This window comes from Streptomyces sp. NPDC051104, assembly GCF_040682835.1.
GTDB classification, from domain to species: Bacteria; Actinomycetota; Actinomycetes; order Streptomycetales; family Streptomycetaceae; genus Streptomyces; species Streptomyces cynarae.
Genome location: NZ_JBFBBS010000059.1, coordinates 1 through 21,577 on the forward strand (window position 1 = coordinate 1; position 21,577 = coordinate 21,577).

The 21,577-nt window shown below is 71.6% G+C and carries 21 protein-coding genes and 3 pseudogenes; 12 read left to right on the top strand and 12 right to left on the bottom strand.

What is annotated here, in order from left to right:
• Positions 1–93 precede the first annotated feature (93 nt).
• The 3 genes and pseudogenes from AB0N14_RS36650 to AB0N14_RS36660 form a co-directional block, all read right to left on the bottom strand.
• Positions 94–465: pseudogene (locus AB0N14_RS36650) on the bottom strand (hypothetical protein); the annotation flags it as partial.
• Positions 466–566: 101 nt separating this feature from the next.
• On the bottom strand, positions 567–1,757 hold the full coding sequence (locus AB0N14_RS36655) for a serine/threonine-protein kinase (RefSeq protein WP_366030064.1): 1,191 nt from the start codon (positions 1,755–1,757) through the stop codon (positions 567–569).
• A 537-nt stretch (positions 1,758–2,294) separates the two neighbouring features.
• The gene (locus AB0N14_RS36660) at positions 2,295–3,197 is read right to left on the bottom strand and encodes a hypothetical protein (protein WP_366030034.1); all 903 of its coding nucleotides are present in this window, start codon (positions 3,195–3,197) and stop codon (positions 2,295–2,297) included.
• Positions 3,198–3,502: 305 nt separating this feature from the next.
• Between AB0N14_RS36660 and AB0N14_RS36665 the strand changes: the two genes are divergently transcribed.
• Positions 3,503–3,850, top strand: a complete 348-nt coding sequence (locus tag AB0N14_RS36665) for a hypothetical protein (RefSeq protein WP_366030035.1) — start codon at positions 3,503–3,505, stop codon at positions 3,848–3,850.
• On the opposite strand, the gene AB0N14_RS36670 is transcribed toward AB0N14_RS36665, so the two are convergent.
• From AB0N14_RS36670 to AB0N14_RS36690, 5 genes are all read right to left on the bottom strand, one after another.
• Positions 3,851–4,411: a hypothetical protein gene (locus AB0N14_RS36670; RefSeq protein ID WP_366030036.1), complete on the bottom strand. Its 561-nt coding sequence runs from the start codon at positions 4,409–4,411 to the stop codon at positions 3,851–3,853.
• Positions 4,395–4,886, bottom strand: a complete 492-nt coding sequence (locus tag AB0N14_RS36675) for an RNA polymerase sigma factor (RefSeq protein WP_366030037.1) — start codon at positions 4,884–4,886, stop codon at positions 4,395–4,397. Before AB0N14_RS36675 ends, AB0N14_RS36670 begins: the two co-directional genes overlap by 17 nt.
• Positions 4,887–5,024: 138 nt before the next feature.
• Positions 5,025–5,651, bottom strand: a complete 627-nt coding sequence (locus tag AB0N14_RS36680) for a class F sortase (protein WP_366030038.1) — start codon at positions 5,649–5,651, stop codon at positions 5,025–5,027.
• Positions 5,648–6,040 carry a sortase-dependent protein gene (locus AB0N14_RS36685; protein WP_366030039.1) on the bottom strand — a complete coding sequence of 131 codons (393 nt, stop codon included), beginning with the start codon at positions 6,038–6,040 and terminating at the stop codon, positions 5,648–5,650. The genes AB0N14_RS36680 and AB0N14_RS36685 overlap by 4 nt, the downstream gene beginning before the upstream one ends.
• Before the next feature lie 561 nt (positions 6,041–6,601).
• The gene (locus tag AB0N14_RS36690) at positions 6,602–7,387 is read right to left on the bottom strand and encodes a TetR/AcrR family transcriptional regulator (RefSeq protein WP_366030040.1); all 786 of its coding nucleotides are present in this window, start codon (positions 7,385–7,387) and stop codon (positions 6,602–6,604) included.
• A 179-nt stretch (positions 7,388–7,566) separates the two neighbouring features.
• Between AB0N14_RS36690 and AB0N14_RS36695 the strand changes: the two genes are divergently transcribed.
• From AB0N14_RS36695 to AB0N14_RS36705, 3 genes are all read left to right on the top strand, one after another.
• Positions 7,567–8,574 (top strand): aldo/keto reductase, encoded by a 1,008-nt coding sequence (locus AB0N14_RS36695; RefSeq protein ID WP_366030041.1) that lies wholly within the window; start codon positions 7,567–7,569, stop codon positions 8,572–8,574.
• A 41-nt stretch (positions 8,575–8,615) separates the two neighbouring features.
• Positions 8,616–9,362 (top strand): SDR family oxidoreductase, encoded by a 747-nt coding sequence (locus tag AB0N14_RS36700; RefSeq protein ID WP_366030042.1) that lies wholly within the window; start codon positions 8,616–8,618, stop codon positions 9,360–9,362.
• 114 nt (positions 9,363–9,476) lie between these two features.
• On the top strand, positions 9,477–10,403 hold the full coding sequence (locus AB0N14_RS36705) for an SDR family oxidoreductase (protein WP_366030043.1): 927 nt from the start codon (positions 9,477–9,479) through the stop codon (positions 10,401–10,403).
• A 47-nt stretch (positions 10,404–10,450) separates the two neighbouring features.
• On the opposite strand, the gene AB0N14_RS36710 is transcribed toward AB0N14_RS36705, so the two are convergent.
• Positions 10,451–10,945, bottom strand: coding sequence for an N-acetyltransferase (locus AB0N14_RS36710; protein ID WP_366030044.1), 495 nt, complete (start codon positions 10,943–10,945; stop codon positions 10,451–10,453).
• Between the two features lie 263 nt (positions 10,946–11,208).
• On the opposite strand from AB0N14_RS36710, the pseudogene AB0N14_RS36715 reads away from it, so the two are divergent.
• The 3 genes and pseudogenes from AB0N14_RS36715 to AB0N14_RS36725 form a co-directional block, all read left to right on the top strand.
• Positions 11,209–11,914, top strand: a pseudogene (locus tag AB0N14_RS36715) (beta-ketoacyl-[acyl-carrier-protein] synthase family protein); the annotation flags it as partial.
• Positions 11,911–13,131: a ketosynthase chain-length factor gene (locus tag AB0N14_RS36720; RefSeq protein ID WP_366030045.1), complete on the top strand. Its 1,221-nt coding sequence runs from the start codon at positions 11,911–11,913 to the stop codon at positions 13,129–13,131. The pseudogene AB0N14_RS36715 and the gene AB0N14_RS36720, both read left to right, overlap by 4 nt.
• Positions 13,132–13,162: 31 nt before the next feature.
• A pseudogene (locus AB0N14_RS36725) lies at positions 13,163–13,258 on the top strand (actinorhodin polyketide synthase); the annotation flags it as partial.
• Positions 13,259–13,400: 142 nt separating this feature from the next.
• Here AB0N14_RS36725 and AB0N14_RS36730 read toward each other — a convergent pair.
• Positions 13,401–14,336: an NADP-dependent oxidoreductase gene (locus AB0N14_RS36730; RefSeq protein WP_366030046.1), complete on the bottom strand. Its 936-nt coding sequence runs from the start codon at positions 14,334–14,336 to the stop codon at positions 13,401–13,403.
• A 12-nt stretch (positions 14,337–14,348) separates the two neighbouring features.
• Positions 14,349–14,600 carry a lipocalin-like domain-containing protein gene (locus AB0N14_RS36735; RefSeq protein WP_366030047.1) on the bottom strand — a complete coding sequence of 84 codons (252 nt, stop codon included), beginning with the start codon at positions 14,598–14,600 and terminating at the stop codon, positions 14,349–14,351.
• Between the two features lie 1,049 nt (positions 14,601–15,649).
• Between AB0N14_RS36735 and AB0N14_RS36740 the strand changes: the two genes are divergently transcribed.
• The 5 genes from AB0N14_RS36740 to AB0N14_RS36760 all read left to right on the top strand — a co-directional run bounded on the left by AB0N14_RS36740 (position 15,650) and on the right by AB0N14_RS36760 (position 20,520).
• A complete protein-coding gene (locus tag AB0N14_RS36740) occupies positions 15,650–16,492 on the top strand; it encodes an alpha/beta hydrolase (RefSeq protein ID WP_366030065.1) in 843 nt (280 codons plus the stop codon).
• Positions 16,493–16,608: 116 nt separating this feature from the next.
• Positions 16,609–17,364 (top strand): hypothetical protein, encoded by a 756-nt coding sequence (locus tag AB0N14_RS36745; protein WP_366030048.1) that lies wholly within the window; start codon positions 16,609–16,611, stop codon positions 17,362–17,364.
• A gap of 130 nt (positions 17,365–17,494) precedes the next feature.
• Entirely contained in the window at positions 17,495–18,037 is a 543-nt protein-coding gene (locus AB0N14_RS36750) for an MOSC domain-containing protein (RefSeq protein ID WP_366030049.1), read from the top strand.
• A gap of 397 nt (positions 18,038–18,434) precedes the next feature.
• Positions 18,435–19,763: a DUF5933 domain-containing protein gene (locus AB0N14_RS36755; RefSeq protein ID WP_366030066.1), complete on the top strand. Its 1,329-nt coding sequence runs from the start codon at positions 18,435–18,437 to the stop codon at positions 19,761–19,763.
• A 214-nt stretch (positions 19,764–19,977) separates the two neighbouring features.
• Positions 19,978–20,520 carry a VCBS repeat-containing protein gene (locus AB0N14_RS36760; RefSeq protein ID WP_366030051.1) on the top strand — a complete coding sequence of 181 codons (543 nt, stop codon included), beginning with the start codon at positions 19,978–19,980 and terminating at the stop codon, positions 20,518–20,520.
• Positions 20,521–20,852: 332 nt separating this feature from the next.
• On the opposite strand, the gene AB0N14_RS36765 is transcribed toward AB0N14_RS36760, so the two are convergent.
• Positions 20,853–21,197, bottom strand: coding sequence for a MerR family transcriptional regulator (locus AB0N14_RS36765; RefSeq protein ID WP_366030053.1), 345 nt, complete (start codon positions 21,195–21,197; stop codon positions 20,853–20,855).
• Positions 21,198–21,577: the final 380 nt, after the last annotated feature.

The window sequence follows — 21,577 nt, forward strand, 5'->3', positions numbered from 1 at the left end:
AGAGCCTCGGTTGGAAGACACCCGCCGAAGCTCTCAACGACCATCTACTATCGATCACATAAGCCGGTGTTGCATCCACTGGTTGAACCCGGTCAGGGCGCGTGAGTCGGTGTGCGGGCGCGGTTCGCCCTCGTCCTTGCCGACGACCTGGACGCAGTTGTGGTTGAGGGTGCCGCCGCCGGGGGCGGTCTCCTGCCAGAGCTTCGGCGCGCCGGTCTCCTTGCGCACCAGCCGCTCGATCCGGGCGAGTTCGGCCGGTTCGAGGCCGGGCATGGTCCGCATCCCCGGCCAGCTCTCCTGCGTGTACGGGTATCCCTTGACCCAGTCGTCCTTGGCGAGACAGCGGGCCCGGACCTCGTCCGCGTTCGGCAGCACGTCGTCGAGGATCCAGTAGTCGCGGCCACGGGTGGGCTTGCGGTACGGCAGGACGGGCAGGCGCGGGGGTTGTGGGGGCTGTGGGGGCATGCCGGTGAACCTACAGTTCGCCCCCACCGTCGTTTCTTTTCGTTCGGTCAAGCCTTCGTCAACTCAACTTGCCTGGTCAGCAGGCAAGTTGAGCGGGAGCATCACGGCGTCGGCGCGGCGGGGCTCGACCGGCCCGTCTCCTGCGGTGTCTCCGCCGAGCTGCTGTCCGGGCTGAACACCGACATGCCCACGTACATCGCCGTCAGGAACAGCAGTGCCGCGGCGATCAGCCCCATCGCGCGCGGTCGCCCGGCGACGAACGTGCGCAGCGACGGTCGCGCGCGCCGGTTCCCCGACGACGGCCGCTGGCGGGCCGCGCGGTGACCGGGGAGCGCGGACGGGAGTTTGTACGTCGTCGCCGGGCCCTCCATCCGGGGCGGAATCGGCGACTTCGGGGCCGGAGCCGAAGCCGGGGTCGGAACCGGTGTCGCCGCCGGGATCGGTGCCGCGGCCGGAAGCGGTTCCGGGCGGCCCCGCCAGGCGCCCGTGGCGAACCAGTCGGCGGCCTGCCGTGCCGTGGGCCGGTCCTCGGGCCGCTTGGCGAGCAGGCCGAGCAGATAGTTCTCGAAGGCGGGCGGGAGGGCGGCACCCAGCTCGCGTGGCGGTACGGGCGTCGCGTCCAGGTGCTGGTGCAGGATCGCGATCGGGCTGTCGGCGCGGAACGGCGGCCGCCCGGTGAGGAGTTGGTAGAGGACGCAGCCGAGCGAGTACACGTCGCTGGCCGGCCCCGCGGGCTTGCCCAGGGCACGCTCGGGCGCGATGTACAGGCTCGTACCGACGATCTGCCCGGTCGCCGTCAGCGCGCCCGACGGGTCGTCCATGAAGCGGGCGATGCCGAAGTCGCCGATCTTCAGGGTGCCGCCCGCGTCGAGGAGCAGGTTGCCGGGCTTGATGTCGCGGTGCACGATGCCCTGTTCGTGCGCCACGGCGAGCCCGGCCGCCGCCTGGGCCGCGATGGCCGCGACCTGTTCTGCGGGCAGCGGCCCGTCGTCGGCGAGCACCCGGGCGAGGCTCGCGCCCTCCACCAACTCCATGACCAGGAACAGCCGCCCCTCGTGCTCACCGAAGTCGAGCACGCCGACCACGTGCGGGTGGTGGAGCCGGCCCGCGGTCTGTGCCTCGAGGCGGAAACGGGAGTCGGCGGTGGGGTCGGCGTTCCGGTCGAGCAGCACCTTGACGGCGACGGGACGGTCGAGCATCTGGTCGTACGCCCGCCAGACCTCTCCCATCGCGCCACGTCCGATGGTGGTGTTCAGCTGGTACCGGCCCGCGATCAGCACCTGTTGTTTCATCCTCACGCCGGGAGACGAATGCCGTGCGACGACTCGACCGCCGCCGGACAGGATTCCGCCGGGGCGGGTGGGGGTGGGGTGCCGCAGCGGATCACAGCCTACTGGCACGGACACACGATTCGATCACGGTCTCCCCCATCCGGTCACCACCGGATGACGATCCGGCCGCGCAATCCTCGCGTGTCCGACACTCCTGGCCGGCCGTGGCCCCGGCATGAGCGCGGCCGAACGCCGGGGCGCCGAGCCCGGGGGATGCCCGTGCCCGGCGCCCGCGTCGGCCGCCACTTGCTGGTGCGGCCGCCACTTGTGGCTGTAGCCGGTCATTTCTCGGTGCAGCCGGTCACTTCTTGGTGTAGCCGGTCACTTCTTGGTGTAGCCCGTCACCCGGCCGACCCACTTGATGAAGTCGCCGGGGTCCTCGTTCGCTCCGTGGCCGGCGCCGAGGACATCGCGAGTGCATCGCATCGGCACGCCGAAAACCGCCCGCCCGCGTGATAGCGGGGGGCGGTGAGTGGCCGTGGTGGCGTTCGCCTGTGGTCAGCCGAGGCAGACGACGAGCAGGCAGACCTGCGACGGCGAAGTGGTCGCCGGGGACGGGGTGGTCTGCGAGGTGCCCGGGTCCGTGCCGCCGCCGGTGCCGGTGGTCGGGGAGGACGTGTGCTGGGACGTCCCCGTGGACGACGAGGAGGACGAGGAGTCCGTCCCCGACTGGGACGGAGAGTTCGTCGCCGTCGTGTGACTCGTCCCCGACGTGCCCGTGCCCGCCGCCCCTGTCGTGCCCGTCGTGTGCGTCGTGTGCGTCGTACGGGAAGAGGTGGCCGTGTCCGGCTGAGCGGGCGACGGCGTGGCATGGGCCGAGACCGGCGAGGACAGACGGGGCAGGTCGGCCGCGGGGGACTGCGCGGTGGGGGTGTGCGAGGCCCGGAGCGCGCCGGAGCGCGGGGTGCCGGAGCGGGGCGGCGCCGGACTGCTGTACTGCGACGTCGGTTCCTCCGCACCGCCGAGGGCCGATGCCTCCGGAGCCGGGGCCGCCTGGGCGCGGTCGGCGGTGTGCCGGTCCATCGACGCCACGGTCAGACCGCCTCCGACGAGGGCGACGGCGGTCGCCACCAGGGCCTTGCGCTGGGTCTTCTTCCAGCGCGCCAGCCGGCGCCGCCGCGCGGCACGCCCTTCCGTGCGGCGCGCCGGGCCCGTGTGCTCGGCGGGCGGGGCGGCGTGCGGGGCCTCGTGGATGTCCGGGGCCTCGTGGATGTCCGGGGCCGCGAACTGCCGTGCCGCCGTGGCCGCCGTCGCCTCCGTGACCGGCGTCGCCGTGGTGGCCGGGCCCGGGACGGTGTGGCCGTCGGCGGTGGTGGGGGCGATGTCGGGGGCGTAGGCACCGCATCCGGGGCACACCAGGGCGCCGTTGAGATGTCGACGACACGAGGAGCAGTAGTCCATTGCGGTCTTCCTGTGTTGGCTCGCCGCCGCCCCGACGGGCCGCGTTCGCACCTGGAATCGAACGGGTTGCCACGCTAACGGGGGTATCGAAAGACCGTGTGCAGGGTGTGTGGGGCTCGTGAGGGGATTCTCCGGTGGCCTTGCAGGGGTGCCTCCCGTGCCTTGCGGCTCAGGGGGCGGTGGTGGTGAGACTGCCGGTTGCGCCGGCACACCGCTGAGCAACGGCTGACCTACGGGCTCAGCGTTCCAACGTCCAACGTCCAGGGGACGGCCGTTTTCGCGGGGCCTCCCGCGACCTCTGCCGCATGGAACGCGATGGAGATCCGCCTGCCGTCGCCCCGGGCCGTGCACGTCTCCGTCGCGCCGACCACCGCCTTGAGGGGGCCGGGCAGGACACGTCGTCGATCCGCTGCCCGACCCACGGCAGCGGGTGGTGGACCCGCCGGGCCGACCGCCTCGCCGTCGCCGCCGACCGGCACGACTTCGTGGCCCACCGCACCGACGACGGCCTTGGCGGCACCCGGCTCCTGGACGCGGCCCGCGGCGGCGGCTTCGGCGTGGTCGGCCTGACGGAGCGTCACACGGTGGTTGGCGGCGCGCCGACGCCGGGTCTCGTGCGCAGCACGGGGATCACGGGTGGGGAGTGGCCGTGACTACCTCTGCCGTATCGACGGGCTGACCGACGGTGCGGTGTCGGCCCCGGTCCGGCTCGCCGACGGCTCGGGGCGTGCCGGGGTCGGTGTAGCCGACGGTTCCCGGGTGGCGGTCGGCGGGCGGCTCAGGGGGCGGGAACCACCGGTTCGGAGAGGCGTGGTGGGGCGCGGGGTGACACTACCGGGCGACGCCGCCGCCGCCGACGCCGCCGCCGACGCCGACGCCGACGCCGCCGCCGCCGCCGACGCCGACGGCGACGGCGACGCCGACGGGCCGGCGGGCGCCGGACGACCGCTCGGGGGCGGCGGTGCCAGAGGGACCGACGGGGGCGCCGTTGTCTCGGGCGTCGCCAGGTGGAGCGGCAGGGCGACGAGGACGGCGACGGCGGCGGTCAGGCCGGCCCCGGTCGCCGCGCGGAGCAGTCGGCGGCGGGCCGCGGCGCGGCGGATCGCGTGGAAGCGGCCGGGGGGCGGGCCGAGGTGGTCCGAGGGGGGTCGCAGGATCACCGCGAGGGGGTCGTCGGGTTCCAGCTCCGGGCCGTCGTCAGAGCGTGTGGTCAAGGCTTCTCCTCAGGTGGACGCGGAGCAGTTCCCGGGCCGCGTGCAGGTCGGCCTTGACGGTTCCTTCCTTGCGTCCGGTCAGCACGGACACCTCCCGGATCGGCATGTCAGCGTAGTAGTGCAACAGGATCGGGACGCGCAGTCGCTCCGGCAGCGACTGCACGAGCAGGCGCACCGAGGGGTCGGCCTGTTCGGTGTGGGCGCGGACGGCGGCCTCCGTGGTGGCGCGGTGCACGGCTCTGCGCTCGCGCTCCAACTTGCGCCAGTGGTCCCGGACGATGTTGGCCGCGGTGACGTAGAGGAAGCCGCGGGGCTCGTCCACGGACGTCCAGCGGGCCCAGAGCCGGGTGAACGCCTCCGAGGCGATCTCGTGGGCCGTCTCGTCGTCGTCGACGAGACGGCGGCACCAGCCGGCGAGGCGTGGATAGGCGGCGGCGAACAGCTCGGACGCCGCCCTCTCACGGGACCGTTTCAACGCTCTCCAGGTCGTGGGGCAGTCGTGGGGTAGGAGCCCGGGCCGTCGGCGCACGTTCCGAAAGCCCGGGATCCGTACCGGGGGATCTGGGGCCGGTGGCATACCGGCGGACCAGGGGGTGGCGGTATGCCGGCCGGCTCAGGGGGTGGAAGTGGTCAGCGCGGCTGAGACGATCACGTTGTCGAGGTATCCGTCGCGGGTACGGGGACCCCCGCAGGTGATCAGCCGCAGCTCCGGGCGGTTCACGTTCCCGTAGACCTCCTCCGTGGGGAAGTCCGCCTTGGCGACCGTCCGTACGGCGCTGACCGTGAACACGGCCGCCGTTCCGTTCTCCAGGCGCGCCACGATCCGGTCGCCCCGGTGCAGGTCCGCGAGGTGACGGAAGACCCCGTCCCCGTAGCTGCCGACCGTCACATGGCCGAGGATGACCGACGGCCCGACCTGGCCCGGTGTCGGCGAGTGCCAGTACCAGCCCGCCCGGTCGTGTGCGGTGACCGGCGGCACCTGCACACTGCCGTCCTGCGCCAGCCCCAGCCGCATGACCGGGGTGTCGACCCCGATGGCCGGGATCTGCAGCCTGACGGGGGCCGAACGCTCCAGCGCCGGTGCCACCTTGGCGGAGGTCGACGCGGGCGGTGGCGTACCGCCGGGACTGACGGTTCCGGGACGGGTGGCCGGGGCCCGGCCGGCCTCGGGGCCGCCGCAGCCCGCGAGCAGCGCGGCCATCGCCGCGGTGGCGAAGGCGCGCCTGGAGAGCCGGGTCATGCCCCGGTCGCCCGCCGGCGGCGTACGACGTAGACGGCAGCGCCACCTCCGACCAGCACCAGGCCGGCGCCTCCGCCGATCAGTCCGGGGGACACGGACCGGGAGGTCCCCGCCGTCACACCGGTGTCGGGCGCGCCGCTGGGGACGACCGAGACCTGGCCGCGTGCCCTCGTCGGCGCGGCACTCGGAACCGCGCTCGCGGCGGTCGGCGCCGCGGTCCGTTCCGGGGCGGTGGTCGGCGTCGCGGTCCGTTCCGGGGCGGCGGTCGGGGAGGCGGTGGCCGCGGGAGCGGTCGGGGAGGGGGACGCCCCGTGGGCGAACGCGGGCACGGTGCCCGCCAGCACGGCGGTGCACGCAAGTGCCATGGCGCTGAGGACAGTTCGGCGCATCGAATCGCTCTCTTTCGTCGGTCCGCCGGTACTGCGGCGGGCTGAATCACGGATCGAGCGGAGAGACGAGGCGGCGCGGGGTCGGGTTGTAAAGAGATGGCAAACTCGTCGGAGGGTGGCCCGGGACACGTACCAGATGGCCTCCGGCCGGACGTCCGCGCAGGATGGTGCGGGTGGGCGGGAGCTCTGACGCTCCGACATGGCCCACCAGGCGTTGTCACCGTGGTCAGCTCGCGGGACCTGCGCCCGAATCGTCGGCAGAATCTGCTGGATCCCGTCGTCTTGGGCGACGGCGGCGACAGCAACGCCCACGACCACGCGGACCGGGGTGACGCCAGGCCTGCGCCGGGAGCTGAACCGGCGGGCAGTCCACCACCGTCACGGGATGTGCCGTGGCCGGCGCACCCCTGGCGCGTCGCGTCGCGTCGTGCCCGAGGGCCTGGCACCTTGTGGGGTTGACCCAGCTGCTCGGCATGGGGTCGGCAGATGGTGATTGTGGAGGCGTCTCGACAGCCGGGACCGTCGCCGCCCTGTGCACGGCGCGTGCCGCCTGACGGGCCGCTATCGCCGTCGTGCGGGTTCCTCGCCGGGCTCCGCCGCGCCGGCCTCCTGGGCGTCCTCGGCGGCGATACGGTCCAGCCACTCGCCGAGCAAGGTGCGCTCCCCGAGGGTCAGGGACCGTACCCCGTCGCGCATCAAGGACTTCAGGGCGACGGCGTGCACGGCGGCGGGGTGGGCGCCGGCACTCGGCCGGGCCGCGGTGTCGTCGGCCGGGGCGAGCACGGAGTCCAGCACGGCTTCCCGGACGTTCTCGGACAGACCTTCGTAGTCCGAAAGCCTGCCGTCGGCCTGTGCGGCGATCAGCGTGAGCGTCACCCCCATGCCCGAGGAGTGGATCATCGTCGCGGCGGCCTCGACGCCCGTCCGCAGCAGGCCGGCCTTGGCCACCCGTTCGACGATGCGCAGCAGCACCTGGTGGGCGTCACCGGTGACCGCGAACTGCTGGCCGGGCCGCGGTTCGGTGTACAGCAGCCGGTAGAGCGCGGGATTGGCCAGTCCGAAGGCCACGTGCATGTCCCAGCCGCTCCGCAGCTGCGCCACGGGGTCGCCGTCCGCGTCCTGGGCCTGCTTGGCGGCCAGATAGGACGCGTATCCGCGCCGGGCCACCTCGTCGAGCAGCCCCTGCATGTCACCGAAGTGCCGGTAGATCGTCTGCGCCTGCACGCCGGCGGCCGCGCTGACCGCACGGGTGGACACGGCCTCCCGTCCGCCTTCGGCGAGCAGGGCTGTCGCGGCCTGAAGGATCCGCTCGCGGGGCTGCGCCGTCGGCGTCTCGACCGTTGTCATGACATCGACGATAACACTTTCAGTGCATCGATGATGTGTTAGCGTTGATGTGTCAGTCCGGTTATCGGCGATATGACGATCGGGTGATCCGCTGCCCGCTTCTTCGCTACCGAACCGACGCACCCGAAGCCCCACGCCCGCGAACCGGGGTGTTCGCCCCGAGACCAAGGAGAACCGCCATGACCATCGCGACCCGCAAGCTCGGTGCGAACGGACCTGCGGTGTCCGCCATCGGCCTGGGCGCCATGGGTATGTCCGACCTGTACGGGCCCGCCGACGACGCCGAGAGCATCGCCACCCTGCACGCCGCGATCGACGCGGGCCTGAACCTCATCGACACCGCGGACTTCTACGGATCGGGCGCCAACGAGATGCTCATCGCCCGGGCTCTGGAGGAGCGCAGGCGTGACGAGGTCGTGCTGAGCGTGAAGTTCGGCTCCCGCCGCACTCCCGACGGCGGCTTCCAGCCCGTGCCGTACGACGTCTCCCCGGCCGCGGTCAAGGACCGCCTCGCCTACTCCCTGCGGCGGCTGAACACCGACTACATCGACATCTACCGTCCCGCCCGCCTCAACCCGGACATCCCTGTGGAGGAGACCGTCGGCGCGCTCGCGGAGATGCAGCAGGCCGGCTTCATCCGGCACATCGGTCTGTCGGAGGTCGGTGCGGACACCATCCGCCGCGCCGCGGCCGTCACACCCATCAGCGACGTACAGATCGAGTACTCGCTGCTCTCCCGTGGCCCGGAAGCGTCCGTCATTCCGGCGCTGCGCGAGCTCGGCATCGGTCTGACCGCCTACGGCGTGCTCTCCCGCGGCCTGCTCAGCGGCCACTGGAGCGCCGCGCGGAACCTGGGCGCCGAGGACTTCCGCGCCCACAGCCCACGCTTCCAGGGCGGGAACCTCGCGGCCAACCTCCGCCTGGTCGAGGCACTGGGACGCGTGGCCGAGCGCCTCGGCGCCACCACCGGCCAGGTCGCCATCGCCTGGGTGGCCGCCCAGGGCCAGGACATCGTCCCCCTGGTCGGTGCCCGCCGAAGGGAGCGTCTGGCCGAATCCCTCGGCGCCGCCGGCCTCGACCTGGACGCCGAAGCCCTCGCCGAGATCGAGGCGGCGGTCCCCGCCGGATCCGCCGCCGGGGAGCGCTACGCCGCCCCCCTCATGGCCACGCTCGACAGCGAACGCTGACCCGCCCACCCGTAACCCACACCCACGAAGGACGGAACACCATGACCGACAACACCACCACCACGCCCCGCGTCGCCCTGGTCACCGGCGGGTCCGGCGGCATCGGCCGCGCCGTCGTCGAGCGCCTCGCCCAGGACGGCATCGCCGTCGGCGTGCACTACGCCGGCAACAAGGCCCGCGCCGACGACACGGTCGCCGCGGTCACCGCGGCGGGCGGCCGGGCGCTCGCGGTCGGCGGTGACATCGCCGACGAGCACGCCATGGCGGAGGCGTTCGACGCCGTGGAGCGGGAGTTCGGCGGCATCGACGTCGTCGTCAACACGGCGGGCATCATGCTGCTGTCGCCGATCGCCACGCTCGACCTGGACGACCTGGACCGGATGCACCGCACCAACATCCGCGGCACCTTCGTGGTCTCCCAGCAGGCGGCCCGGCGGGTGCGCGCCGGTGGCGCGATCATCAACTTCTCGACCTCGGTCACCCGCCTGCAGTTCCCGAACTACGGCGCCTACGCGGCGAGCAAGGGCGCGGTCGAGGCCATGACCCTGGTCCTGGCCCGCGAACTGCGCGGAAAGGACATCACCGTCAACGCCGTGGCCCCCGGCCCCACCGCCACGCCCCTGTTCCTGGAGGGCAAGGACCAGGCCGCGATCGACAACCTGTCCAAGGCGGCTCCCCTGGAGCGCCTGGGCACGCCGGAGGACATCGCCGAGGCGGTCGCGTTCCTCGCCGGCCCGGCGCGCTGGATCAACGGCCAGGTCCTGTACGCCAACGGCGGCGTGGCCTGACCCGGCCACCCTCCCGCTGTGACGCCCTTCCTTCCCTGACGCCCTTCCTTTCCTGACGCCCTTCCCTCCCGCCCGCCACACCCGGCCGCGGCCCGTCTCGAGGAGAGAACTCCCATGAAGAACATCGTCGTGATCACCGGTGCCTCCAGCGGCTTCGGCGCCCTGACCGCCCGCGCCCTCGCCGATTCCGGCAACACCGTCTACGCCGGCATGCGCCAGACCGGCACCCGCAACGCGCCGCAGGTCCGAGCCGCCGCCGACTACAGCGCCCGGCACGGCGTCGACCTGCGCGCCATCGAACTCGACGTCAACTCCCAGGCGTCCGTGGACGCCGCCATCGACCCGGTCATCACCGAGCACGGCCGCATCGACGTCCTGATCCACAACGCCGGGCACATGGTCACCGGACCGGCCGAGGCGTTCACCCCCGAACAGCTCGCCGAGCTGTACGACGTGAACGTCCTCTCCACCCAGCGCGTCAACCGGGCGGTCCTGCCCCACCTGCGGAAGGCGGGCCGGGGCCTGGTGATCTGGGTGTCCAGCTCGAGCGTCAAGGGCGGCACCCCGCCCTACCTCGCCCCGTACTTCGCCGCCAAGGCCGCCATGGACTCCCTGGCCGTGAGCTACGCCGCCGAGCTCGCTCGCTGGGGGGTGGAGACCTCGATCGTGGTGCCCGGCTCGTTCACCAGCGGCACCAACCACTTCGCCCACTCCGGCCACCCCGCCGACAGCGCCACCGAGGCGGAGTACGAGACGAAGTACCCCGGCCTCATGGAACAGGTCGCCCAGAAGCTGGCCGCGCTGGCCCCCGGGGACGCGGACGCCTCGATGGTCTCGAACGAGATCGCCCGCATCGTCGCGCTCCCCGCCGGACAGCGGCCGTACCGGGTCCACATCGACCCCGCCGACGACGGCTCGGAAGAGGTCTCCAACGTCGCCGACCGCATCCGCCGCGAGTTCCTCACCCGCGTCGACCTCGCCGACCTGCTCACCGCGCAGCCGGCGCACGCGCCCGAGGCACCCGGCGCCGTCGTGGCGTAGACCCCGGCTCGCACGGGACGACGAACCCCAGGCTCGCCTGGTCTTCGTCAGACGTTGTCGGGGAGGGCGAGCCATTCCTTCCAGGTGAGGTCGCGGCCTATGTGCCGCGGCTCGCGGAAGGGCCAGGCGTCGGCGATCCACTGCGGGACGAACGCGTCCAGGGTGCGTTCGAGGTCGGTGCCGACTATGTCGTCCACCACCCACCAGGAGATCTCGGCGTCCGCGCCGGCCTTCTCCGGCGGGTCGATGTACACGCAGCCCAACAGGGCGGTGCCGGCCTCGTCGAAAAGCGCGTAGTTGAAGGACTTGTGCTCGGCGATCTCCCGCTCGTGGTGCAGCAGGTCCTCGCGGTCCTGGTCGTACGTCATGGTGGCGGGAGGCCAGCCCCATCCCTCGCCGTAGATGGACCACAGCCGTTCCCGCGATCCCATGACCGCCGGGTAGTCGAGGTCCGTGTCGGCGGCGGTGATCGGGCGTAGGTGGTGGCCACCGGGGAGTGGCACGCGGACGGGGTGGACGAAGTCATCGGGAAGCCAGTTCATGGACCGGGAGGCTAACTGCCGCTCCGTCACGACGCACCTTCGTCGCCGCCCGGACGCGCGCCCGAGGCTCGACGCGGGTTCGCCCACCCGGTGTCAGTCCGTGTCGCGCAGGATCTCGCGCAGACGGGCGGCGCAGGCCCGGGGGTGGCTCGTGCTGCCGTTGTGGCCGCCGGGCAGTTCGAGCAGCTCGCGGGCCCCCCGCAACGCGGAGGTCGTCGCGCATCGCGACGGCTAGGATCCGGGCCATGGCCCTGACCATGGGCGACGTCGTTCTGGCCGGTGCCGCCGGCACGCCGATCTCGCCCATCGTCGTCGCCTGCTTCGACGCGATCAAGGCGACGACTCCGCGCAATGACGATCCGGCCCGGGCCTCCAGGCCCTTCGACGGCTCCCGCAACGGCTTCGTCCTGGCCGAGGGCGCCGCGATGTTCGTGCTCGAGGAGTACGAGCGGGCGCTGCGCCGCGGTGCCCACATCCACGCGGAGATCGGCGGCTACGCGACCCGGTGCAACGCCTACCACATGACGGGTCTGAAGACGGACGGCCGTGAGATGGCCGAGGCGATCCGGGTCGCGCTCGACGTGTCCCGGACCGATCCCACCGGCATCGACTACGTCAACGCCCATGGATCGGGGACCAAGCAGAACGACCGGCACGAAACCGCCGCGTTCAAGCGCAGCCTCGGCCCGCACGCGTACGACGTGCCGGTGAGCTCCATCAAGTCGATGGTCGGGCACTCGCTCGGCGCCATCGGCTCGATCGAGATCGCCGCGTGCGCACTGGCCATCGAGCACAACGTGGTGCCCCCGACGGCCAACCTGCACACCCCCGATCCCGAGTGCGACCTGGACTACGTGCCGCTGACCGCGCGCGAACCAGAGGGTGGACACCGTCCTGACCGTCGGCAGTGGCTTCGGCGGCTTCCAGAGCGCCATGGTCCTCCACCGCCCCAAGGGAGCAACGGCATGAGCGTCACGGTGATCAACGGAACGGCGGTCGTCGCTCCGACCGGACTCGGCAGCGACCAGCACTGGAAGGCCGTGCCGGCGGGCGAGAGCGGGATCGGCGAGATCACCCGCTTCGACCCGTCGGGCTACACCTCCCGGCTGGCCGGCCAGATCACGGACTTCGACGACAAGGAACACCTGCCGAGCCGGCTGCTGCCGCAGACCGACGTGTCCACCCGGTACGCGCTCGCCGCCGCCGACTGGGCGCTGGCCGACGCCGCCGTGGAGCCGGACACGCTCGCCGACTACAGCATGGGCGTGGTCACGTCGAACGCCCAGGGCGGTTTCGACTTCACCCACCGCGAGTTCCGCAAACTGTGGAGCAAGGGACCGGAGTTCGTCAGCGTCTACGAGTCCTTCGCCTGGTTCTACGGGGTCAACACCGGCCAGATCTCCATCCGCAACGGCATGCGGGGACCGAGCGCCGCCCTCGTCGGCGAGCAGGCCGGGGGGCTCGACGCGCTCGGGCACGCCCGCCGGACGGTGCGCGGCGGCACCGACCTGGTGCTCGCCGGCGGGGTCGACTCCGCTCTGGACCCGTGGGGCTGGGCCGCGCAGCTGGCCGGCGGCCGGGTCAGCACCGTGGACGACGCCGCGGCGGCGTACCTGCCGTTCGACCGCAGGGCGAGCGGGTACGTGCCCGGCGAGAGCGGCGGGATCCTCATCGTCGAGGACGCCGACGCGGCAGCCCGGCGCGGTGCCCCGCAGATCTACGGCGAGATCGCCGGCTACGCGTCCACGTTCGACCCGCGGCCGGGCTCGGGCCGGCCCCCGGCGCTGCGCCGGGCCGCCGAACTTGTGCTCGCCGACGCCGGACTGCGGCCCGCCGACATCGACGTGGTGTTCGCCGACGCCGGCGGGCTGCCGGAGGCGGACCGCGCCGAGGCGCAGGCCATCACCGAGATATTCGGGCCGAAGGGGGTTCCGGTGACCGCGCCGAAGGCCCTCACCGGCCGGATGTACGCGGGCGGCGGCCCGGTCGACGTCATCACCGCGCTGCTGAGCATCCGGGACCAGGTCGTACCGATGACCGCGCACACCACCGACGTACCCGAGGAGTACGGGCTCGACGTGGTCCGCGACGAGGCGCGCGGCATGCCCGTCAAGGCGGCCCTGATCCTCGCCCGCGGCCGCTGGGGGTTCAACTCGGCCCTCGTCGTGACCGCTCCGACCCGCTGAACAGGCGACAACGCAGGAGGAATCCCTACCCATGGCAACGATGGACATCGAAGACCTGCGCCGCATCCTCGTGGCGTGCGCGGGCGAGGACGACGCGGCCGACCTCGACGGCGACATCCTCGACGTGACGTAGTCGTATTCCACGGCAGACCTTCCAGGGGGCGGACCGAGGTGCCCGGCCGCCGCCGCGGCCGGGCACCGTCCTTCAGGAGAACGTCGCAGGGCGCCGGCGCCGGGCGTGGGCGCCGGCCCTGTCGCCGGTTGCGGCGTCAGACGGTGACGACGACCTTGCCGACGGGGTGCTTGCCCGCGGCGAAGTCGCCGTAGGCCTGCGCGGCGTCCGCGAGCGGGTACGTGGCGGCGACATGGACAGCCAGCTCGCCCGCCGCGGCCTTGGCGACCAGTTCCTCGAGCCGGCCGATGCCGTTCTCCACTCCCACGTGCACGGGCGTCACATCACGCTCGAGGGAGTCGGGAACGCCGATCGAGGAGACCAGTCGGCCGCCCGGGCGGACCGCGGCGGCCGTCTTCTCCACCGCGGGGCCGCCGTTGACGAGGTCGATGACCACGTCGACGCCGCCTGGGTACAGGCGCAGGGCCTCGGCGACGGGGTCGACGGAGGTGTAGTCGACGGCGTGCGCGGCACCGAGCCCGCGCACGTGGTCCAGGGCGGACGGCTGCGCGGTGGCGATCACCTCGGCGCCGGCGCCGGCGGTCAGCTGCACCAGGTACGAGCCGATACCGCCGGTGGCGCCGACGATCAGCACGCTCTGGCCGGCCGTGAGGCCGGACGCCTCCAGCAGGGCGGCCGCGGTCATCCCGGACACCGGCAGCGCCGAGCCGCTGACCGCGTCCACGGTCTCGGGCCGGTGCACGAGTCCCGGGCCGTCGGCGACGACGGTCAGTTCGGCCAGGGTTCCCGTCGTGTCGTGGGTGAACGCCACGACCTTGTCACCGGGGGCGAAACGCGTCACACCCTCACCGACGGCCTCCACGACACCGGCCGCGTCCATGCCCGGTGTGAAGGGGTGCTCCACGGGCATCACTCGGCGCAGCCGGCCGGTGATCAGAATGACGTCGATCGGGTTGAGCCCCGCCGCCTCCACCCGCACCAGCACCTGGCCGGGCCCGGGCGTGGGGGGTGCCGTGTCGGTGACCACGAGCTGGTCGACGGGGGCGTACGACTGGGCGATGACTGCCTTCAAGGACTGTTCTCCTTATGAGCGAGGTTGTGCGGAGGACCTGCCTGCCGGATGCTGTGCGGACGCGGGGGCGGGCACGCGCTGCCAGGTCAGCCTGCAGCGCTGCGGGCGTCCGGCGATCGTCGCGACGCCGTGCAACACCAGTCGGTCGCCGTCGAGTTCGGCTGCCCGGGTCAGCTCCGTACCGACCTGGAAGGGGTGGGCGCTGACGCTGACGTCGTGCTTGACGACACCGTCGGCCAGCCGCCACGTGCCGGCATAGCCCATGAAGACCGTGGCCGATTAGGGAGCGGTCGCATGGTCGCCCCGCATCATCGACACCGACATGTGCCCGTGGTCGCCGTAGATCAGCAGTCCCCGGGGTCGGGGCCCAGCGGGCCCTCACGGCTTCCCCCCCCCCGCCTCGTCGAGGTCCACGTAGGCGAGCAGACGCCACACGCCGATCAGGTCCTCCACAGCCCACCGCACCCTGTCCCCCTGTGTCCGGCTACTCCGGTTGTCCGCGCACGAGCGCGGCGACCGCACCGACAACGGTATGTACGCAACACGCCCCAGGTGTAGGGAAATTCGGTCGAGTATGACTCGAGCGAGGCTCGCGCGACCGGCGGGCCGGGACGGGTTCCAGTGGCGTTCGAGCCACCTTCCACCGCTGCTCGCCAGGGTCGGCGCCACCAGCACCCGGGCCGCGCCCGCTCCCTCGGGCCGGGACGGCCCGGCCGCGGGTGCCCGGCGAGACCAAGGAGTGTGCAGGGATGCTTGAGCGAACCCTTCCGAACACCGGTCTGCTGTCCGCCGCGAAGGACGTCGCGACGGCAGCCGAGCGGAGCGCGGCCGCCGCGGAGGCCGACCGCCGGCTCGACGCCGAGGTGGTCAAGGAGGTGGTCGCGGCCGGTTTCGCCCGGCACTTCGTCCCGTGCGACGCGGGAGGGAACACGGGCACCTTCACGGAGCTGAGCGAGGCCGTACGCACCATGAACAGCAGACGAGAGATGCTCAAGTTGATGGCGGCGACGGGGGGCGCCCTGGCGGTGACCGGCGGCCTGGCCATGCGGAGCATGCGCCCACCGCCGCGGACGACGTCATCCGGCCCACCTCGAAAGCGCCGAGATACCCGCGCTGTTGATGGCGGTGGCCCATCTGACCGGGGACGTGTCCTTCCTCGCGGACTACGCCGGCCCCAGCGGATGGCTCACCCTCCCGCAGGGCGGTCTCACCCCGGAACAGCTCGCCTCGGCCCGGGAACTGGCGCTGCGCGCTCTGGCCCGCCACCGGGACGGCGGGAGTGTCGCGCCGCCCCCGGCTTCGACTACCAGCGCATCCAGGTCGCCGACGGCATCGCCCTCAACGCCGCCGTCGGCGGCTCGGGCAGCCCGATCGTGCTCCTGCACGGCTTCCCGCAGACCCATCTGATGTGGCGGCACGTCGCCGCCGACCTCGCGGCGGACCACACCGTCGTCTGCCCCGACCTGCGAGGCTACGGCGCCAGCGACAAGCCCGCCGACACCGACGGGGCCGCTTACGCCAAGCGCACCATGGCCGCCGACGTCGTGGCGCTGGCCCGAGCCCTCGGTCACGAGCGGTTCGCGCTGGCCGGCCACGACCGCGGTGCCCTGGTCGCGTTCCGCGCCGGACTCGACCACCCCGATGCCGTCACCCACCTCGCCTGCCTCGACGTACTCCCGACCCTGGACATGTGGCAGGTGATGCACCCCACGAGTGCCGCCATCGGGTTCCACCTCTATCCGATGGCCCAGCCTCCGCACCTGCCCGAGCAGATGATCGCGGCCGCCCCGGACGCCTTCTTCGGCCACTTCCTCGACATCTGGGCCCACGACCCCGACGCCGTCCCTGACGACATCCGCGCCGCCTACCTGGACGCCTGCCGTGACGCGGTGGCCTCGATCGTGGCCGACCACCGCGCCTCCACCGGTGTCGACGTCGAGCACGACCAGGCCGACAGGGACGCGGGCAACCGGCTGCGGATGCCGGTCACCGTCCTTCAGCAGGACTGGGGCGCCTTCCTCGGCTTCGACGCCCGAGCCCTCTGGTCCGCCTGGGCACCGGACCTGACCCACAGGACCGTCGGCTGCGGCCACTACATGGTGGAGGAAGCCCCCGGCCGGATCACCGCGGAGCTCCGCGGACTGCTGGCTCGCTGAGCACGCAGTGTGGTAGGTCCTGCGCCCTACCGGTGAGTACCCGTACTCATGTCTGAACGCGCCCTCCGGTCCACCGTTGAGGACATCGCCCACGGACCGACCCGAAGGAACCCGCGATGCCGAACTCCTCCCTGCCGCGCCGCCTTCCACGCCTGCGCCGGCTCCTCGCGCTTGCCACGGACAACTGGCTCGCCCGGGTCTATCTGGCTGTGTCCGCCGCCTCCGTCCTGGTCATGTTCCTCTTCCCGGACAGCGGCTTCGCCCCGGATCCCCTGATGCTCACGGCGCCCCTCTCCTTCCTGAGCGTGGTCCTCCCCTTCGGCCCCGGCACCGAGGGCGGCGGGGTGGTCGAGGTGCTCGCCACGGTCTTGTGGACCGTATGGCTTCTCCTGTGCGCCCTCGTGAACGCCGCCGTGCTCGGTGCCCTCGTCGCGAGGTCGGCGGCCGCCGCACCGGCCGGCGCGCGTGAGCCCCTCCCGCGGATACCGGTCCCCTCCGAACAGGAGGGAACGGACATGGCGCCTACCGCGCGGCCCCGCCCGCAAGGAGTGCGGGCCCTGCTGGCGCCCGCGGTGGACAACTGGCTCGCGCGCGGGTACCTCGCGGTGGTCGCGGCGGCGCTGGGGTTCTTCCTTCACGCGGTGTACCTGTCGCCGGACCCGGGGTTCGCCGGGATCTGGCCGCTCATGGCCACGGCGCCGCTCGGCATCGTCGCCTCCCTGGTGGCGGCACCCGCGCAGTACTCCGCGCTCTCCTGGCTGAGCCCGTTGCTCTTCTCCGCCGGTGTGGCCCTGTCCGGGCTGGTCAACGCCGTGCTGCTCGGCCTGCTCGCACGCAGGCTGCGGGCACGGGAAGCGCACCCGGCCACCTGAGCGAGGCGCCGGATCAGCCGGCCGTGCCGCCGTCGAGCGGGTGACGAGAACCGAACTCGTGCTCTCGCGCCTCGAGGGGCGAGGGTTAGGCTCGTGCTGATCACGGTTACTGAAGAGGGGGTTCCGAGGTATGAGCGGAAGAGTGACGGCGGTCAGCAGTAACGGTGAGTACTCGTTCACCAAGCCGAACCGGGACAGCATCAGACTGCTCGCCGGGCTCGGTGTGGAGGGGGACGTGCACGCCGGTGTGACGGTCAAGCACCGCTCGCGCGTCGCCCAGGATCCCACCCAGCCGAATCTGCGCCAGGTCCACCTCATGCACGAGGAGCTCTTCGCCGAGGTCGGCGAAGACGGGTTCCAGGTGGCGCCCGGCGAACTCGGCGAGAACATCACCACGCGCGGCATCGATCTGCTCGGTCTGCCGGTCGGCACATTGCTGCGCATCGGTGACTCCGCGGTCCTGGAAGTCACCGGGCTCCGCAATCCCTGTGTGCAGATCGACAACTTCCAGGACGGTCTGCTGAAGCAGGTCGTCGGCCGCGACGAGGCGGGGAACATCGTGCGCAGAGCCGGAATCATGAGCATCGTGAGGGAGGGTGGCCTCGTGCGCCCCGGTGACACGATCGAAGCGGAACTTCCCAGCGGTCCGCACCGGCCCCTGGACCGGGTCTGACCGGCTGCCGGGCGAGCCGTGAGATGACGACGGCCGCGGCTTGGCGTTTTCTGCCTCAGCCACGCTTGATCCTGGCCCACGCCCCACCGTGGCCTGCTCCTGTGCGCTCCGGTTTCCGGAGGTACTTCTCCGCGACGACTTGCCGGACCGTCGAGCGCAGGAACGACCGTCCTTCTGACTACCGTGGTCGGCCCGCACCGCTCCGATAGTATGTTCGAACTCGCGACGAATGCCCGCTGCCCATCCGTCGTCGGAAAACCATGCTGTCCAGCACGATAAATAATCTGATTCGACCAACATCTAACAAACGGCTAACTGATTGAGACCAATAATATCGCGGCTGCTTTCGCGAATAGACGGCAGAACTGCCTTCTCCGCATGGCGTCAACCACGGGCGATACTGTGGTCCACAGCGGGTGTGGTGGCCCTCGGATTACTCATCACGCTTGAGATCGCCGCCCGTCGCTACGGCCTTCCGGGGCCGATGGCCAGCCAGGCGCGAGAGCTGATATCCCCGCCCAAATCAGGCTTCTTGTTGTACGCCAGTATGGCGTTGATGACGGTGGTGCTCACCCGGCGGCAACGATTCATCGCGGCCGGTGCCGCGATCGGCATCGACGCCGCCTTCTTGCTGGTGCGGTGGGCGGTCGGTGCCAAGATGACCGAAGGACACCCCTTCGGCAGCGGCGCCTTGTGGGTGATATTGGGCTGTGCGGTCATCGCTGTCACGCGCCGCACCGGCCGGGAACGTGTCCTGATGCTGAAGGGCGTCGGGCTGGGCCTGCTGCTGGTGGCGGGCCGCAAGACCGGCGATACCTGGCTGCTCATCACGTCGAAGTCCCGCCCGGCGGTGTTCGACCAGTACGTGGCCGCCGCCGATCACGCGTTGGGTAATCCGTCCTGGCTGGTAGGGCGGATTGTGACGGCCACCGGCCCGATCGGCGCCCACGCTCTCAATTACGTCTACGCTCAGCTTGCGGTCGCCGCGGTCGTCGTCGCGCTGTACCAGCTGCGTCATGTGGCGGTCGAGCGCCGCTTCCCGAGCCATCATCTGGTGCGCACTTTTCTGGTGATCGGCCTCCTCGGGCCCGCCATCTACATGATCTTCCCGGTGGTCGGACCGCTCTACGCCTACGGTGCCGGCAACGAGCACTGGGCGGTGGCCAACCTGTGGCCGGCGACGCCGCCCACCGTGCACTGGGCGGTGGCCGATTGGTGGCCGGACACTCCGCCGCCGATCAGTACCCCGCACCAGATGCCGTTCGACCGGATCACCCCGCGCAACTGCATGCCCAGCCTGCACACAGCGTGGGCCACCGCGATCTTCATTCACTCCCGGAAGGGCCCACGGATCCTGCAATTCGCAGGGACGTTCTGGCTGACTGCCACGCTCGGCGCGACGCTGGGGTTCGGCTTCCACTACGGTGCGGATCTCGTTGCCGGCATGGTGTTTGCGCTCACGATCGAGGCAGCCCTGCGCTCGGTCGACCACGGCTGGGATCGATCAGGGATCCAGTTGGTCGCTTACGGAGCAACGGTCTTCGCCGCACTCTTGCTGTCGTATCGCTGTCTGCCGATGGAGATGGCCGAACATCCATGGGTCTTCGGACCACTTCTCATTCTGGCGATGACCTCAGTGGTCTACGGCTATGTACGGACCACCACACTCTGGGAACCGAGGGCCGCACCACCGCGGCAACGGGAACCGCAACCCGAAGCAGTCTGAATCGTGGTGCTTCAGATCGTGGGCTGAGCGCTTCCCGAGCGAGACCGGCTGCCGGCGCGCAGCGGACACACCGAATTCGACGCCTGCCGCATGAGACGTATGAGACGGCGACGCGCGCGATGGAGTGATCGCGCGGGCAAGGTATCTTCCTCCTGCGGCACGTCGAGTTTCTCTCCGTGTCGCCGGCACCGGCAGCCTCGGTACGCGCAAACTCATGGGCGACGGCGGCTGGAACGCCATGAGCCGGATCGTCGCGTACGGCGACCTCTTCGGCGACGGCCGCTCGGACGTGCTGGCCGTGGAGAAGGCCACGGGCAAGCTCTGGCTGTACCCCGGCACCGGCAGCGGCACCCTCGGTGCGCGCAAGCTCATCGGCAACAGTGGCTGGAACGGCATGAGCGCCCTGGTCGGGGCGGGCGACATGAACGGTGACGGCCGTGCGGACCTGATCGTCCGCCAGGCCTCCACCGGGGAGCTGTGGCTGTACCCGGGCAAGGCCGGGGCCCTCGGGTCCCGTGTGCTGATCGGCAACAGCGGCTGGAACGTCATGGACACGTTCCTGGGCCTGGGCGATGTCTCCGGCGACGGCCGCGCCGACCTCGTCACCACCACCACCACCACCACCAAGAGCAGCTATGTCGGCCAGAGCTGCCGAGGGGTCGGCTGCCAGCTCGTGTACCAGGGCGGCGGCAACGGCACGCTGGGCTCGCGCGTGGAGACGGCCGACGGCTGGTTCGACCTGAACGGCTTCTTCTGACCGAGGCACAGGGCCTCCGCTCCCGGCGGAGGTCCGACCTCGACAACCTGCGCATCCGTGTCCGCCTCGCCGCGCCGGAGCGGCGGGAAGACGTCGCTGCGGGCCTCGACGCGACCGTCCGGAAGGCCCGGGCCGCCCGAGGCTCGGAAGGCGCCCGACAAGCCCTCTGACACGAATCTGACACGAATCTGGCACGAATCCGGCCCGCGACGAGTGATCACCGAGGGCAGCAAAGAGGCCCGGGTCTCCGACCTGGGCCTTCCTCGACTTTCCGAGCCGTACTCTCCTTCGGCCGCCAGACGGCGTTCCGAACACGGCCCGCGCCCGCAGGTTCAGCCGGAGCCGGAACTGCCCGCCGCTTCGCTGGCGGCGCGGCGGTACTCGGCGTTGATGCGCTGCGCTTCCTCGAGCTGGTCCTCGAGGATGACGATGCGGCACGCAGCCTCGATCGGGGTCCCCTTGTCGACGAGTTCGCGGGCCCGAGCGGCGATCCGCAGTTGGTAGCGGGAGTACCGGCGATGTCCTCCCTCCGAGCGGAGGGGAGTGATCAGACGAGCCTCACCGATGGCTCGGAGGAAGGCCGGGGTGGTACCGAGCATCTCGGCTGCCCGGCCCATCGTGTACGCGGGGTAGTCGTCGTCGTCCAGACGATCATTCAGAGGGCGGTCCGATGTCATGTCACCTCGCTGTGCAACGCGCCGAGGGGCCCTGGTGCCGTACGGCACCAGGGCCCCGAAGGAAATTCAACACCATCTGTCGGCCCTACTGCTCTGCCGACCTTCTGTTTCCGCTACCCGGCCCGGCAGGGCGGAGCGGGGGGATCGCAGCTGCGTGACCGGGGACCACCATCCATTCCGGGGTCTTGCGGTACCCGGGCCGAGTGCTTCTCGGGCCGGGCGATCCTGATGGCGTCTGCTCCTCCGTTCCTCTCTGTACCAACCGCTGAGTGAACCGGTACTGCTGTTGGCGGCTCCTCGACGTGCGAGCCGCCCAGTGCGGCTCCCAGTCCCGTCACCGTTCTGGGAACACTTTGGCTTCAGGCTCAAGAGCCGCACTG